At 36.6% G+C, this 15,665-nt stretch carries 14 protein-coding genes, 1 pseudogene and 1 riboswitch; of the genes and pseudogenes, 8 read left to right on the top strand and 7 right to left on the bottom strand.

Annotated features, from left to right (window positions below; all coding sequences use genetic code 11):
- Positions 1-134 precede the first annotated feature (134 nt).
- The 4 genes from thiC to DKZ56_RS13005 form a co-directional block, all read right to left on the bottom strand.
- Positions 135-1,856 carry a phosphomethylpyrimidine synthase ThiC gene (thiC, locus tag DKZ56_RS12995; protein ID WP_208650369.1) on the bottom strand — a complete coding sequence of 574 codons (1,722 nt, stop codon included), beginning with the start codon at positions 1,854-1,856 and terminating at the stop codon, positions 135-137.
- A gap of 151 nt (positions 1,857-2,007) precedes the next feature.
- Positions 2,008-2,122, bottom strand: a riboswitch (TPP riboswitch).
- Positions 2,123-2,159: 37 nt separating this feature from the next.
- Positions 2,160-2,285, bottom strand: a complete 126-nt coding sequence (locus DKZ56_RS15775; RefSeq protein ID WP_281275660.1) for a hypothetical protein — start codon at positions 2,283-2,285, stop codon at positions 2,160-2,162.
- Positions 2,269-3,204 carry an Hpt domain-containing protein gene (locus tag DKZ56_RS13000; protein WP_208650370.1) on the bottom strand — a complete coding sequence of 312 codons (936 nt, stop codon included), beginning with the start codon at positions 3,202-3,204 and terminating at the stop codon, positions 2,269-2,271. Before DKZ56_RS13000 ends, DKZ56_RS15775 begins: the two co-directional genes overlap by 17 nt.
- Positions 3,205-3,215: 11 nt before the next feature.
- Positions 3,216-3,668, bottom strand: a complete 453-nt coding sequence (locus DKZ56_RS13005; protein ID WP_208650371.1) for a chemotaxis protein CheW — start codon at positions 3,666-3,668, stop codon at positions 3,216-3,218.
- Positions 3,669-4,690: 1,022 nt separating this feature from the next.
- Here DKZ56_RS13005 and DKZ56_RS13010 point away from each other — a divergent pair.
- Positions 4,691-5,104, top strand: a complete 414-nt coding sequence (locus DKZ56_RS13010) for an acyl-CoA thioesterase (RefSeq protein ID WP_208650372.1) — start codon at positions 4,691-4,693, stop codon at positions 5,102-5,104.
- Between the two features lie 102 nt (positions 5,105-5,206).
- On the opposite strand, the gene DKZ56_RS13015 is transcribed toward DKZ56_RS13010, so the two are convergent.
- The 3 genes from DKZ56_RS13015 to DKZ56_RS15840 all read right to left on the bottom strand — a co-directional run bounded on the left by DKZ56_RS13015 (position 5,207) and on the right by DKZ56_RS15840 (position 8,457).
- Positions 5,207-5,638, bottom strand: coding sequence for a D-alanyl-D-alanine carboxypeptidase (locus tag DKZ56_RS13015; RefSeq protein WP_208650373.1), 432 nt, complete (start codon positions 5,636-5,638; stop codon positions 5,207-5,209).
- A 273-nt stretch (positions 5,639-5,911) separates the two neighbouring features.
- Positions 5,912-7,630 (bottom strand): methyl-accepting chemotaxis protein, encoded by a 1,719-nt coding sequence (locus DKZ56_RS13020; RefSeq protein ID WP_208650374.1) that lies wholly within the window; start codon positions 7,628-7,630, stop codon positions 5,912-5,914.
- A 662-nt stretch (positions 7,631-8,292) separates the two neighbouring features.
- Entirely contained in the window at positions 8,293-8,457 is a 165-nt protein-coding gene (locus DKZ56_RS15840; protein ID WP_208650375.1) for a YesK family protein, read from the bottom strand.
- A 42-nt stretch (positions 8,458-8,499) separates the two neighbouring features.
- Between DKZ56_RS15840 and DKZ56_RS13030 the strand changes: the two genes are divergently transcribed.
- The 7 genes and pseudogenes from DKZ56_RS13030 (at position 8,500) to DKZ56_RS13060 (ending at position 15,445) form a co-directional block, all read left to right on the top strand.
- Positions 8,500-8,961 carry a DUF2975 domain-containing protein gene (locus DKZ56_RS13030; RefSeq protein ID WP_208650376.1) on the top strand — a complete coding sequence of 154 codons (462 nt, stop codon included), beginning with the start codon at positions 8,500-8,502 and terminating at the stop codon, positions 8,959-8,961.
- A 187-nt stretch (positions 8,962-9,148) separates the two neighbouring features.
- Positions 9,149-9,299 (top strand): annotated as a pseudogene (locus tag DKZ56_RS13035) (helix-turn-helix domain-containing protein).
- A gap of 533 nt (positions 9,300-9,832) precedes the next feature.
- Positions 9,833-11,464: a peptide ABC transporter substrate-binding protein gene (locus DKZ56_RS13040; protein WP_208650377.1), complete on the top strand. Its 1,632-nt coding sequence runs from the start codon at positions 9,833-9,835 to the stop codon at positions 11,462-11,464.
- A 127-nt stretch (positions 11,465-11,591) separates the two neighbouring features.
- Positions 11,592-12,524, top strand: coding sequence for an ABC transporter permease (locus DKZ56_RS13045; protein ID WP_096551801.1), 933 nt, complete (start codon positions 11,592-11,594; stop codon positions 12,522-12,524).
- Between the two features lie 41 nt (positions 12,525-12,565).
- Positions 12,566-13,459: an ABC transporter permease gene (locus DKZ56_RS13050; protein ID WP_208652259.1), complete on the top strand. Its 894-nt coding sequence runs from the start codon at positions 12,566-12,568 to the stop codon at positions 13,457-13,459.
- A gap of 14 nt (positions 13,460-13,473) precedes the next feature.
- Positions 13,474-14,526, top strand: a complete 1,053-nt coding sequence (locus tag DKZ56_RS13055) for an ABC transporter ATP-binding protein (RefSeq protein WP_208650378.1) — start codon at positions 13,474-13,476, stop codon at positions 14,524-14,526.
- Positions 14,519-15,445, top strand: a complete 927-nt coding sequence (locus tag DKZ56_RS13060) for an ABC transporter ATP-binding protein (protein WP_096551806.1) — start codon at positions 14,519-14,521, stop codon at positions 15,443-15,445. The genes DKZ56_RS13055 and DKZ56_RS13060 overlap by 8 nt, the downstream gene beginning before the upstream one ends.
- Positions 15,446-15,665: the final 220 nt, after the last annotated feature.

Here is a 15,665-nt window from a genome sequence, read left to right on the forward strand (position 1 = left end):
GCATTTGACACATTTTCGCATAAACGGTGTCTCAAAAAATTTCGCTGGCAATTTTTTGAATAGGGGCAATTTGCTGTTCCATTTTAAGAATTTTCTCCTTCAGTTCGGTAATTTCCTTTTGTAACTCTTAAACATTATCGATAGAGAGATGAGCCATTTTCGACAAACTCCTTCGCTTTTTGCTTCATCCCTTCTTCTCTCACCGTTTTTTGCAGCTCATGTGAAATTTTCATCGAGCAAAACTTCGGCCCGCACATTGAACAAAAATGCGCAACTTTCGCCCCTTCCGCCGGCAATGTTTCATCATGATATTCCCGAGCTCGATCTGGATCAAGCGAAAGGTTGAACTGATCGTTCCAACGAAACTCAAAGCGCGCTTTTGATAACGCGTCATCCCGCCGTTGAGCTCCCGGGTGTCCTTTAGCTAAATCGGCCGCGTGTGCTGCGATTTTATAAGCGATCACTCCTTCGCGCACATCATCTTTATTCGGCAGTCCTAAATGCTCTTTCGGCGTCACGTAACAAAGCATCGCCGTTCCGTATGCGCCAATGATCGCCGCTCCAATCGCGGATGTAATGTGGTCATATCCCGGCGCGATATCGGTCGTAAGCGGTCCTAATGTGTAAAACGGCGCACCTTTACAAATTTCGATTTGCTTATCGACATTTTCTTTAATTTTATGCATCGGCACATGCCCTGGCCCTTCGATCATCACTTGCACATCATGCTTCCAAGCGATTTCCGTTAATTCTCCAAGCGTCTCCAATTCAGCAAACTGTGCTTCGTCATTCGCATCGGCAATCGAGCCTGGACGCAGCCCGTCTCCAAGCGATACTGCAATATCATACGTTTTCAAAATCTCGCATATTTCTTCAAAATGCGTGTATAAGAAGTTTTCTTCATGGTGGGCTAAACACCATTGCGCCATAATCGAGCCGCCGCGTGAAACAATGCCAGTCGTTCGGTTTACCGTCATCGGTATGTAACGAAGCAGCACCCCCGCGTGAATCGTAAAATAGTCCACCCCTTGTTCCGCTTGTTCGATGAGCGTATCACGGTAAATTTCCCACGTTAAGTCTTCAACGACGCCGTTCACTTTTTCAAGCGCTTGATAAATCGGAACCGTCCCGACAGGCACAGGGGAATTGCGAATAATATATTCTCGTGTCGCATGAATGTGTTTTCCCGTCGATAAGTCCATAATCGTGTCTGCTCCCCAGCGCACCGCCCAAAGCATTTTTTCGACTTCTTCTTCAATGGATGATGTGACTGCGGAATTACCAATATTCGCGTTAATTTTTACATGAAAACGACTCCCAATAATCATCGGTTCACTTTCCGGATGGTTAATATTCGAAGGAATAATCGCTCTGCCTTCGGCAACTTCTTGACGCACGATTTCCGGATCTATATTTTCGCGAATCGCAACAAATTCCATCTCCGGCGTAATAATCCCTCGTTTTGCGTAATGCATTTGTGTTACAGTTTTTCCTTTTTTTGCGCGCAGTGGTTTTCTCTCGAAAGGCAGAGTCATTTCTGATTGCTTCTCATTACGGAATCCGTTATCTTCCGGTTTCACTGGACGCCCCTCGTATTCTTCAACGTCGCCCCTTTCTAAAATCCAGCGTTTTCTTAGCGGCGGCAATCCTTTTTGAATGTCCGGCTGAAAATCAGGATCGGTGTAAGGACCGCTTGTGTCATAAACACGAACAGGTTCATTTTCGATGATTCCTGTTTCTGTCTTTGTTGGACTTAACGTAATTCCTCTCATCGGTACACGAATATCCGGTCTTGAACCTTCGACATACACTTTTTTACTCGCAGGAAATTGCATGAAAGATTTGATGTTTTGCATGTAACGCCTCTCCCTTAAAATAATGATTTAGGATCTGAAGTTACACCAAAACGCGGGGCGGAGATAGGAGAATATATGCGGAAATAAAAATCGGGTTCTCTAAGAGAACCCGATGGAACGCAAATAGCGAAACGTACGCAACAAACACATACACTCCCGCTATCTACTTCCCTACGCTGGTATAACCCAGATCAGGTTCAAAGGGTCAAAGAACTTAAGCGCGTTCTTTTCTCAGTCCAAGCTATTGGACTCCCCTAGTAGATAAGCGACAAACTTATTTAATTTTTCTTAATATTAACATACTTATGATGCAATGTAAATACGCTTCCTTATACGGTAAACCGGTTTAACATTGTTTGCATATTTTCTGCCATTTTGCTTAACGATGATGCCGATGAAGCAATTTCCTCCATCATCTTGTTTGGTCAATCACCAATTCCCCTACAAGATTCATTAAATATTCCAACCTCTCTACATCCACTCGAACCGTCGAAGAAATTTTCTTTTTTTGCTGGTTGGCCTTTTCTTTTTTATTAAATTTAGTTTCCTCTGTTTCACGCGGTTCTTTTTGGCTTGTCGATTCATCAAATATAGCTGTTTTTGAAATTTCTTTTAAGCTGCTTTGCTCAATCTCAGAAAGCTGGCTAATACATTCCAGCAGTTCTTCCTTCGTTCTCATAGTTAAAACTATGAAACACATATTTCCTTGAAAGATATCTTCATTTTCCATTACTTCAACACTTGGGAAAGTAGCAATGATTTCCCCTATTTCACTGATGGCATTTTGTATCAATAATGCCCTTACACTTTTCATTAAGGAATCTTTACATATCTGAATCTTAATTTCATAAGCGTTATGTCCAAGGATTAAACCATTGCGCAAAACATCTTTTTGATATTCATCTAATTCATACTCTTCCGTCAGTTGCACCTGCTCTAGTTTTGAATGATGTATCGCTTGATTTGTATGTAATGCCCCCAACTGTTTGATGAAAGGCTGTATATCCATATCATCCAAAGTTCCGTCAATGATTGATTCTTTCATGCGTCGAATTAAATCGATACAGTCGAATATAATGTTGATGATCGCAGGAGTGACTTGAATCTTCTTTTGCCGGATTTGATCAAAGATGTTTTCCAAATGATGGGTGCACTCTTTCATTTTTTCAAATCCCATGGATGCGGAAGAACCCTTTAATGTGTGAGCAGCTCTAAAAATATTTTCAATCGTCTTCACATTGTTTGGATCTTTTTCTAAATGAAGTATTTCTGCATCTAAAATTTGCAGCTGTTTGTCAACTTCATCTAAAAAAACACCTAAATAGTTCGATACATCAAATTCAGCCATAATTGCACCTTCTAACTAACATGATGGTTGTCATATAAAACTTTTTCCAGATTTAACACTCCGATGACTTGTTCCTTATGTTTTGCATAATAGATGACGATGTCTTCTTCTATTGTTTGATTATTCGAAACAGGCTCCACATGCTCTTCATCAAATTTTGTTACCATGTTGATTTTATCTACGAGCAGCCCAATATTTTCGTTTTTCCCTTGTACAATAACGATTCGGTTTTTCTTGTTTTTTTCAGGGGTAGGCAATTGAAAACGTTTATGTAAATTTACAATCGGAATGATATTTCCTCTTAGATTTATCACTCCCTCAATATATGGGTTGATGCCTGGTATGCTCGTAATGGACGGAACCCGCAAAATTTCAACGACCTCTTCAATAAAAAACGCGTATAATTGTTCGTTCAGTGAAAAAACGACAAACTGATTCCCATCAACTTGATCAAAACCTTTCATTTCAGTGCATCCTTTCTGGAGAAAATACATTATTATTTTGGGCCTATTTATTACTTTTGAGAATCAGAATTTATTCCTATCACCCTTATAATATGTATAGTAATAATTAACCAAAATACAATAAATATATATTCTAAAGACCTATAAAGAATTAACTAAAAAGAGGTTTTAGACTTTATATCAGATTCAGGACATAGTATCCATCATGAAAAAGAAAAAGAACAACTGGTTGTGACAATAACATAATTTGCATAAATATTGATGATACTTACTTTAAAGGGAGAAATTTCTTTTCTGTAATTAGTAATGTATTCCTGGTTTATAGGAAAGGAGGACTTGTTATGAGGAGAATGAGTATTTATCCAGTTCCTATTTCTTTGCGATCGAACATCCAGCAGAACATTGTGATTTGCTTCTGATTCATGTTAAGATAGAAAATATATCATCAAAAAATTGGAATATTACTATTATTTGAGGTAACATAGGTTGTGATTGAAAGGAGGAAAGAACAGTGTTTGATCAAATTGGTATTGGCATTCTTGAAGCATTAACGGTTTTCGCAGTTTTATTTATTGTACTTATTTTACCGATTGGAGATTACTTACTGAGAAAAAAATAATGGTTGATTCCTCAAAGAAGGGAGCCATTGCACTACTCCCTTCTTTTTCATCAACATTTTTCATAACCTTCTGACAAGTAAAGGGCGAATGGAATTTGCATTTTCCTGCCGCTCTTTTTTTACGTATAAAAATGTTTTTATAATACATTAATCTTTTAGTTGTAGCCAGTAACTTGAGAAAACACCACAAATTATTGTTTTGTGGTGTTTTGACATCTCTCTATTGTAATATTCGTCAACAAATTGACACATTCTAAGGTTGAAGAGATTGGAAATTCTTAAGAAAATAAATAGTGATAGGTGTTATTTAAATAACTAGTAATAAAATCATAGTTTATATAGATCATTGATATTACTATTATCAGCTATTATAGTTTATTTTTACTATAGAGGAGATGGTAATATGAAAAATTCTAAGTTAGTTATAGAAATGGAATTGCCAATTCAGGTCTATGATATTGATGCGATGGGAATCGTCAGTAACCTTGTTTATGTGAGATGGTTCGAAGATTTACGAATGGAATTTTTAAATGTAACTTATTCGCTAAAAGAAATGATTAAAATGAATATAATTCCCATCTTAATTCACACGGAAATCGATTACCGACTTCCCCTCACCATTTACGATAAACCGATAGGACGCTGTTGGCTCATTGATTCGGGTAATTCAAGCTGGGAAATGGCTTTTGAAATTTTCAACGAAGACAAAGTGTATTGCGAAGGAAAACAAAAAGGGTGTTTCTATGATTTACAAAAGAAAAAAATAACACGTATCCCGGAACAATTGTGTGCTGCAATCAATAGTATGCTTGCATAATAATAGTTAATTCTGGGGCGCATCCAAGAATAATGTGAGCTTCCCAGATATGCCCCAGCATACTTGATTTAATAAATGGAATAGATTGTTTTCACCACACCATCAATCACCTGAATTTTTGATTGTTTTTGATTTTCCGTCAAGAAAGCATACCATTTTCCCCTTTTTGCTTTTTAAGACTTTCGCAAAAGTTTGAAAATCATTTTTGCCAAAGGTCGAATCCTCTGTGCCATAAATATAAATATTTCCATTTAATGTTTTATTTTTGATTTCTCCATCAATATAAAAATATGTATGAAAACGATAATCACTTCCTAAAACATCGAGGGCTGCTGATGCCGTCAGCAGCTTCAGCGTGGAAGCAGGTTTAATCGGAGTATCTCCATTTTTTTGATAAATAATTTCTCCATTATCAACGGATCTTACGGATACACTGACATTGGAGCTTCCAAGTTTTTGCTGTATCGTTGAATCTAAGGAAGCCGCATATGTATGCGAGAACGCAAAACAACAACTAAATGAAATAAAAAACAAGAAAAGCAAAATATTTCTGAATTTTCATTTCGTACTCCTGTCAAAAAAATTACAATATTTCTGAAATATTATCATCCAATTGCCATTATAACATCCATAAATGGTAAATTCTATATAATTTTGAGTAATATAATAGGTTTTGTTTATAAACAAAAATAGGCGATCTAGAAAGGAATGCTCTCTAAATCGCCTATCTTCATGCAACAGGTTCAGTTTTTCTCTAAAGCCACTATCAATGAAAATTATTTAACAATGGAAACAGTCTAAAAAATATTAATCTATTTTAAACTTCTCCACCAGTTGATCTAATTGTTCAGACATTTCATTGAGTTGGACAATGGATGCTTGAACTTCTTCCACCATCGCCAATTGGCTTTCCATAATTTCCGCAAATTCATCTATTTCATCTGATGTTTGGTTGGCAATGGATTGAACTTCATCAATGACTTGAACCACTTCATTGCCGTGCTCCGATAGTTGAGTAATCTCCTTATTGATTTCTGAAATTTGCTCTGACACGACTTGGATGGAATCATTAATATCATTGAATGTTTGACCTGTTTCAACAATGACTGTTGTGCCTTTTTCCACTTCCTCATTGCTAAATTCCATCGTTTTCATGGCATCGAACGTTTTATTTTGAATTTCTTTAATGAGCTCAGAAATCCGCTTGGCTGCTGCAGCAGACTGCTCGGCCAGTTTTCGCACTTCTTCGGAAACGATGGCAAAGCCTTTTCCATGTTCACCTGCCCTTGCTGCTTCAATCGCCGCATTTAAAGCAAGTAAATTCGTTTTATCCGCTATTTCTGTAATAACTACAACAATTTCATCAATCTCTTTCGACTTCGAACCTAATTCACTTATTACTTTAGAAGATTCTTTCTGCACATTTTTTATTTGTTCCATTTGTTGAATTGCTTTACGCACTTTCTCTTTTCCATTATCGGAAACGTGATTTGCATTTCTCGAGGATGCAGAAACTTCCAGTAAAGTGGATGAAATTTTTTTGAGTTGTTCAGACATATGTCGAATCGATTTCACCGCATCTGATACGATGGATTGTTGGCGGTCTGCCCCATCAGAAATTACCCGTACAGATTCCGTTACAGATTCCGCTGAACTTGCCGTTTGCTCTGCCGTGCTGGATAATTCTTCGGATGAAACCGCTAATTGATGCGAACTGTTTTTTATTGTTGAAATCATGGACTTGATTTCTTTTACCATTTCATTGAATGCATGAGTTAGTAGCCCTACTTCATCTTTCCGGTTCGACTTTAACTGTACCGTAAAGTCCCCTTCCCGTACTTTTGCCATTTCTTTTGCTAAATTTCTTAATGGGTTAATCAAAATTTTTGTAGCAAAGTAAATAATAAAGACAACGACAATGAGGGAAACAATTGTAAACAAAATAATTGTTCGTTTTCGGGAATCCAACATATTCTTAATATATTCTGCATCAAAGTCAGCGCCGAGAATTCCAATGAACTCCCCTTTGTCATTCTTCAACGGTACATAGGCGCTCACTGCAACCCCATATTCATCAACCGTAAATTCACCGACTTGAAGTTCTTGGGTTTCAAAAGCTAAAGCCATGGCTTCATAATAATTTTTTTCCACTTCTCCAAAGGCGGATGCCTCCTCATCATCCAACGGCGCACCATCAACCACATAATAATATTCATACTCGCCGTCTGAATTTTTTCTTTGATTCATCGTAAATAAATATAAAAGCCCATTCATTTCTTTTATTTCATTTAATTTTTCACGCAATTCATAATAATAATCCGTTTCTTCATTTTCAAGGAGAAGTTGTTCATATTTTTCCATATCGAGATATTCCACGGATTTTTCTGCAATGTTTTTTGCCTGCGTGCCGATTGTCGTAACAACCAATTTCTTGAATGAAAAGTAAATGTTACAACTGATTATCACCGTGCAAATGATAAATAAAATTGAGAATAAAATGATAATTTTTGTCTGAATGCTTTTCATTTTTTCCTCCTTTAGCAACAATTCATTGGTTACTTTATTCTAAATCACCTTTCTATATTACTATTGTTAATTTCCAACAATTAATATTGAATAATTAAATTATACTAAATTTTTATATATTTTAGAAGATAAGGAATTATAATACATCTACAAAAGTACTATAAGAATCTAAAATAAAACCTTATCAAAAGTTATCTAGTACTTTTAAAATCTTAATTTTGGAGTTTTTAAAGTAAAGAGTAACATATAAAGTCGCTACGCAGCAAAGATAAAAATGATGCATCTGAAATGGAGGAAACTTGAATTGAGAGGTTTTTTGATGAGGTTGGGACAAATCTAAAAAAACATCATTTTCTCCAAAGAGAAAATGATGTTTTTTTGATATGTTATTAAAATTGATTTCCGTTCCGGGGACGCTTTCCGCGGGCCCAGCTAGACTCTCCTCTGAGTCATTCCTTCGCTCCTCGTTGTCTCGAGAGGGCTTGTCGCAGGAAAGCTTTGAATTTACTTCCTTGAGCTTGCTCCGCTTTGCGACTAAGCGTGCGCGACAGGAACTCGCCCCGTCACTTCAATCAATTTTTAGTTATTTCAATTTTTTATCAAAACTCTTTCAACTGCCCCTTTCATTTTTTGTTTATGTCCCAGCCTCATCTTTTTCCCCTTTATTGGGCTGACTTCAATCTTGTAAAAAAATGAATAATATACAAGACAGCTGTACTAATAAACATCCATAGACTTATAACGCCAATCCCCATACCTAGCCATCCTCCAATTAAAAAAATGGAGATGAAAAATACAGGAATAGCGAACACCTTTTTTGAAATCATTGTTTAGAAAGATGTTTGAAATGAAGCGTAATGGGGTGATGTTTGGAAAGCGCGATGAAAGCAAAACAGTTTCTATCTTTTATAAAAGGTTTAAATATTGTATTTACAATAATACTCTTCCTAACAATCTTAGGTACCGTGTTTCTACTTATATTAATAGGCGGAGCTATTTTGACATCAGAACAATTTGTCTTGAATCTCATGAGAAAAGGGGATATCAGCGCTTCTCTAGATTTGAATGGGCTAAAAATCATCTTCGGAGAACCAGATATGAATTTATTTCATTATGATAAATCATTGGTAATTCTTTTTCTTTTCACTTTCCTTTTTTATGATTCAATCGTTTTGGCAATTATTTTTCTTGTAACAAGATTTTTAAAATCTATTTTAGATGGTGATATTTTTACATTAACAAACAGTCGAAGAATTGAATGGATCGGCTACTGTATTATCTTTCTGAGCGTTACCTTTAAAAGCAACGGGGCATTTTTTTATATTGTATGAATGAAATATTCAATTTCGCGGCTTTCATTCAAAACACGGAATTAGTTCAATCAGTTTCCATACAATTTTTCGGCATTCATTGGGGTATGCTGTTATGCGGATTAATCATTTGGAACATTGGGCATATTTTTCGATACGGCTCATTTTTACAACAAGAATTTGATGCAACGGTTTAGGATGTGAAAACATGATTATTGTAAGATTAGATTGGGTACTTGCAGATCGGAAAATGCAATTAAACGAATTACATTGTAAATTTATCCAATTTAAAAACTGGAAAAGTAAAGGCCATTCGCCTCTCCACATTAAACGCCATTTGCAAAGCATTAAATTGCTAACCCGGCGATATTTTGGAATATGTGGAGGATGAGGAAGAGTTGGAAGAGAAGTAAATTCTAATGGAAAATACAACCAAACAGTTTAGCTTGTCTCTAGGCCGTTTGGTTTTCATTTTTAATCGGTAACAGGGAACTTTTTCCGTTATTTACAATTTCAACAACCCGGAGTACACTCTTTTTAAACTCCCTTAATCCTCTTCCCATCTCCTACATATTAAATTTCATCAATAGATTACATCAAAAAAAACTATTTATATAAAATTTTTTTAGCTTTCTATATTTAACTAATTATCTCCCTATCCAAATCAAAAGAGAAATCCCACTGAATGTTATGTCATATCAAACTATCAAACTTTAATAGTTGAAAATAATTTTTAAAAAAATAGATATTTTCAAATCTTCCAGAGAATTAAAAAAGTATTTATTTTAACAAAAAAGTTTGATATTATGATTATCGAGCATGCAAATTTCAGAAAAATGGCACGTCCATATTTTTTCTGAAAATTTTTAAAATGATTAATGGAGGGGAAAAAATGAAAAAGAAGTTTTGGCTCTTATTAGCAGCACTATTCACACTTACTTTAGTGCTAAGTGCCTGCAGCGGCAGCAAAGAAGAAAACAAAAACGAAGGTGAAGGAAAAGAAACTTCTCGTTCAAAAGAACTTAATTTAGTCATCACTTCTGAGCCGCCTTCCTTACATCCAGGACTTGCGACAGATTCTACTTCTTCCGCAATTCTAAATAACGTATTTGAAGGCTTAACAACTCGTCAAGGTGACGAAATTGTGAATGCAGCAGCAGAAGACATTTCCATCAGCGATGACCAAATAACTTACACAATCAAATTACGCGATGCAAAATGGTCAAACGGAGATCCTGTAACAGCATATGACTTTGAATATGCTTGGAAGTGGGTATTAAATCCTGAAAACGCTTCCGAATATGCTTCTATGCTTTACCCAATCAAAAACGCAGAAGCTTACAACAAAGGTAAAGCGAAAGTTGAAGATGTTGGTATTAAAGTAGAAGACGATAAAACTTTAGTTGTTACATTGGAACAACCAACACCTTATTTCTTAGAAATGTTAGCATTTAAAACATACTTCCCAGTTAATAAAAATGTAGCTGAGAAAAATCCAAAATGGTACACAGAAGCTGGAGAAGATTATGTAACAAACGGTCCATTCTTGCTTGATTCTTGGAATCATAACAAAGATATCACATTGAAGAAAAACCCAGATTACTGGGATGCTGCAAATGTAGCACTTGAAAAAGTAAATATTACAATGGTTGAATCTGAACAAACAGCAGCAACTATGTTTGATAATGGGGAAATTGACTTCTTAGGTTCTCCATTCCAAACAGTAGCTTTAGATGCAATTGACCAATACAAATCAGAAGGTATTTTAAAAATCAAAGACTATGCAGCCATCTATGTATACAAATTTAATACAACAGATGAAATTCTTAAAAACAAAAATATCCGTCGTGCATTAGCACTTGCAATTGACCGTCAATCATTGATTGACAACATTACAAAAGGTGAACAAAAACCTGCATTAGGTATGGTTCCTGTAGCGATTAAAGGCTTTGAAGAAGATCGCGGCTACTTCAAAGACAATGATGTAGAAGAAGCGAAAAAAGCTCTTGAACAAGGTATGAAAGAGCTAGGAATCAGCAAACCTGAAGATATCAATATCACAATTTCATTTAACACGAGTGAAGCTCACGCAGCAATCGCTCAGTTCATTCAAGAAAATTGGCGTAAAAACTTAGGCATCAATGCAACGCTTGACAACTCTGAATGGCAAGTTTACTTAGACAAATTGTCAAATTTAGATTACCAAGTTGGACGTTTAGGTTGGATTGCAGACTACAACGATGCTTATACATTCCTAGAACAATATGATTCTGCTCAAAACGGTAACAACGATACAGGTTGGGAAAACCCAGAATATACAAGACTATTAAGAGAATCTAACAAAGAAACTGATCCAGAAAAACGTTTAGAATTATTAAAACAAGCAGAAGCGATTATTATTGAAGAAATGCCGGTTGCACCAATTTACTACTACACTAACCTAAGTGTTGCTAAAGACTATGTGAAAAACATGGAGACAGATATTTTAGGTAATATTTACTTAAAATATGTAGATGTTGAATAATAAATTGGTGTAATTAAATTCTAGGTTCATAGTTGTAAAGGCTGCTGAAATCGATTGTATTGATTCATAGCAGCCTTTCACTATTTTTTAGGACTATACAGAATTTTTAGATAAAGGAGGGAGCGCTTTGCTGAAGTACATTCTCAAAAGAATTGTTCTTATGTTCATTGCGTTATTAATTATCATCACGGCAACCTTTTTCTTAATGAAGGCTGCACCTGGTAATCCTTTTGCAAGTGAAAAGGATTTTCCACCTGAAATTGAAGCAAATTTAAGAGCGAAATATGGATTAGATAATCCTTGGTATATTCAATATAAGGATTATTTACTCAATACGTTGACGTTTGACTTTGGCGAGTCCATGAAATATAAAAACCGCTCCACGAACGATATTATTGCCGATGGGTTCCCGGTTTCGTTATCTCTTGGACTTGAAGCCATGTTTTTAGCGGTTGGAATCGGTGTATTACTTGGCATTATTGCGGCCCTTTACCATAACCGCGTGATTGATTATTTTGCAACGACCATCGCGGTTTTGGGCATTTCAATCCCCTCATTCGTTATGGCCGGATTAATGCAATACTTCATCTCTTTAAAATTGGGCCTATTCCCTGTTGCCGGGTGGAACGGCTTTAAATACTCAGTTCTGCCAGCGTTGGCAATCGCTTTGACACATGCGGGGTATATCGCAAAATTGGTCCGTTCCAGCATGTTGGAACAAAACAACAGTGAATATGTGAAATTAGCCCGTGCCAAAGGGCTTGGCAAATGGACAATCACTTTTAAGCATACTTTGCGTAATGCATTAATGCCGGTTATTACTTATTTAGGGCCTTTAACAGCCGGTGTTGTAACAGGAAGTTTTGTTATAGAGCAAATTTTTGCCATTCCTGGATTAGGTAGACATTTCGTTCAAAGTATCACAAACCGTGATTATACAGTCATTATGGGAACAACCGTATTCTATGCAATTATTTTAATGCTCGCTGTATTAATCGTAGACATCTTATATACTATCATTGACCCGCGCATTAAATTGAAAGGAGGAGCAAAGAAATAATGGTAAAACAGCATGAAACGACCAACAATTTAACTCCTGAAATGTTTACAGTAGTCGGAACGCGGTTGGAAGAAGGCGATAAATTGGCAAAAAAGCCTGTATCGTTCTGGAAAGAAGTATTCCTCCGCTTTAACCAAAATAAATTGGCGGTTACAGGTGTTATCATTTTATTCCTCATTACACTGTTTGCGATATTTGTTCCTGAACTGTCGCAATACAGTTATCGCGATCAATTAGGTGTTTATAATGCAGCTCCTTCAAAGGAACATTGGTTTGGAACAGATGATTTAGGGCGGGATATTTTTGTTCGTGTATGGTTTGGTGCCCGCATTTCATTATTTATCGGTATCACAGCTGCCATTATTGATTTAATCATTGGCGTTTTATGGGGAAGCATTTCTGGACTTATTGGCGGACGTGTAGATGATATTATGATGCGGATTGTCGATATTTTATCTGCTATTCCTTATCTTTTAGTGGTAATCATTTTATTGGTAGTAATGGAACAAGGTCTTTTACCGATGATTATCGCTTTATCGATTACCGGTTGGATCAACATGGCACGGATTGTCCGCGGTGAAGTGTTATCCATTAAAAACCGTGAATTCGTACTAGCATCGAGAACTCTTGGCGCAAGAAATTGGCATTTAATTATCCGCCACATTATCCCAAATGCTTTAGGTGCAATTCTTGTAACGATGACATTAACAATTCCAAGCGCCATCTTCACAGAATCGTTCTTAAGCTTTTTAGGTTTAGGAGTAAACCAACCAATTGCCAGCTGGGGAACAATGGCATCAGAAGGTATGGGCGGTTTACGTGTAGCCCCTTGGCGTTTATTCTTCCCTGCTTTCTTAATTTCTTTAACGATCTTTGCTTTTAATGCCGTTGGTGATGGTTTGCGCGATGCACTTGATCCAAAATTACGCAAATAGAAAGGGGTGGAAGCATGAATAAACCATTACTCGAAGTAAAGAATTTAAAAATCAACTTCAAAACATACGCAGGGCTTGTTCAAGCAGTACGTGGCGTTGATTTTACATTATATGAAGGGGAAACTTTGGCAATTGTTGGCGAATCCGGTTCGGGTAAAAGTGTGACAACCAATGCCATTATGAAATTGATTCCGCAGCCACCAGGAATATATGCGGATGGTCAAATCTTATTCGAAGGAAAAGATTTAATTCCCCTTTCCGATAAAGAAATGTCCAAAATTCGTGGCAATGAGATTGCGATGATTTTCCAAGATCCAATGACTGCTTTAAACCCAACTATCCGTGTTGGAAAACAAATTATGGAAGTAATTTTAAAACATAAAAAAGTTTCAAAGCAAGAAGCAAAAGAAAGAGCAATTGAATTGCTTCGCCAAGTCGGCATTCCAATGCCAGAAAAACGGTTCAGCCAATATCCACATGAATTTAGCGGCGGTATGAGACAGCGTGTTGTTATCGCCATTGCGCTTGCGGCTGATCCGAAATTATTGATTGCCGATGAACCGACAACAGCCCTTGACGTGACGATTCAAGCGCAAATATTGGAATTATTAAAGGAACTTCAAAAAAAACATAAAACATCTATTATTTTTATTACCCATGATTTAGGGGTTGTAGCAAATGTCGCCGATCGGGTGGCGGTTATGTATGCAGGACAAATTGTGGAATACGGAACGGTCAACGATATTTTCTACAATCCAAAACATCCATACACTTGGGGACTTCTTGGCTCCATGCCTGATCTAAATAACAAAAGTGATGAAAGATTGTATGCGATTCCAGGTTCTCCACCTGATTTGACTAATCCGCCAAAAGGTGATGCCTTTGCACCTCGGAACAAATATGCATTGGCCATCGATTTTGAAAAAGAACCTCCAATGTTTAAAGTATCCGATACACATTATGCTAAAACATGGCTATTGCATGAATATGCACCGAAAATCAACATTCCTGAGCCAATCGTAAGAAGAATGGAAAGATATAAGAAGGAGGCTGGATTAGGTGAATAAAGAGAATAAAATTTTGGAAGTAAAAAACTTAACTCAATATTTCGGCTCTCCTTCCAATCCAATAAAAGCTGTTGACGGCATTAGTTTTCATATTTTTGAAGGTGAAACATTAGGCCTCGTTGGTGAATCTGGCTGCGGGAAATCCACTACAGGCCGCTCCATTATCGGACTCTATAACATTACTGGCGGCGAAGTGATTTTCAAAGGAAAAAATGTTCATCAAATCAAATCAAAAAAAGAACAAAAGCAATTAAAACGGGAAATACAAATGATTTTCCAAGACCCATATGCTTCACTGAACCCGCGGATGACAGCTGGTGAAATCATCAGCGAAGGATTTGATATCCACGGCCTATATAAAAACAAAGCAGAACGTCAAGAAAAGATTATTTCTTTATTGGAAGCAGTTGGCTTAAATCGTGAACATATGACACGATATCCACATGAATTTTCCGGTGGCCAAAGACAACGAATCGGAATTGCTAGAGCGTTAAGTTTAGATCCAAGCTTCATTATCGCCGATGAGCCGATTTCCGCTCTCGACGTTTCCATTCAAGCGCAAGTAGTCAATTTGCTAAAAGATCTGCAAAAGGAACGAAATTTGACTTATTTATTTATTGCCCATGATTTATCGATGGTCAAATATATCAGCGATCGAATTGCGGTTATGTATCGGGGAAAAATTATGGAATTGGGCGATGCAGACGAAATTTACAACAACCCAATTCATCCATATACAAAATCTTTATTATCCGCTGTTCCTCTTCCAGATCCGATTTTGGAAAGAAAACGGAAACGAATTCCTTATGTCCATGAAGAAACACCGGATACAGCTAAAATGCATGAGCCATTGCCAAATCATTTTGTTTACGGTACGGATGAACAAGTCAATAAATGGGTAAAACAAGCAAAGCTGTAGGGCTTAGAGGAAAAAAGGCTTAAGGGGACCTAAATCCCCTTAGGCCTTTTTTGTTTTTTGGGGAGTACTTGACGGAAAGAAGAGGCTATGAAAATCTTTTATTTATTTTCCGCTCTAAGAGGCTTGGCATTCGGCATCCGACTGATTAAATAAGAAGGAATATTAGTAAAAATGTTGAAAGTAATATAAAATGTCGTTTATTTCAAGCTAATAAAGGGAG

Source organism: Ureibacillus thermophilus (genome assembly GCF_004331915.1).
In the GTDB taxonomy this organism is placed as follows: Bacteria; Bacillota; Bacilli; order Bacillales_A; family Planococcaceae; genus Ureibacillus; species Ureibacillus thermophilus.

Bases quoted from the DNA above. Each gene is read 5' to 3' on its own strand.
- DKZ56_RS13055 (WP_208650378.1), top strand. From the start codon at position 13,474: ATGAATAAACCATTACTCGAAGTAAAGAATTTAAAAATCAACTTCAAA.
- DKZ56_RS13020 (WP_208650374.1), bottom strand. From the start codon at position 7,630: ATGAAAAGCATTCAGACAAAAATTATCATTTTATTCTCAATTTTATTT.
- DKZ56_RS13050 (WP_208652259.1), top strand. From the start codon at position 12,566: ATGTTTACAGTAGTCGGAACGCGGTTGGAAGAAGGCGATAAATTGGCA.
- thiC (WP_208650369.1), bottom strand. From the start codon at position 1,856: ATGCAAAACATCAAATCTTTCATGCAATTTCCTGCGAGTAAAAAAGTG.
- DKZ56_RS13005 (WP_208650371.1), bottom strand. From the start codon at position 3,668: ATGAAAGGTTTTGATCAAGTTGATGGGAATCAGTTTGTCGTTTTTTCA.
- DKZ56_RS13000 (WP_208650370.1), bottom strand. From the start codon at position 3,204: ATGGCTGAATTTGATGTATCGAACTATTTAGGTGTTTTTTTAGATGAA.
- DKZ56_RS13010 (WP_208650372.1), top strand. From the start codon at position 4,691: ATGAAAAATTCTAAGTTAGTTATAGAAATGGAATTGCCAATTCAGGTC.
- DKZ56_RS15840 (WP_208650375.1), bottom strand. From the start codon at position 8,457: ATGATTTCAAAAAAGGTGTTCGCTATTCCTGTATTTTTCATCTCCATT.
- DKZ56_RS13040 (WP_208650377.1), top strand. From the start codon at position 9,833: ATGAAAAAGAAGTTTTGGCTCTTATTAGCAGCACTATTCACACTTACT.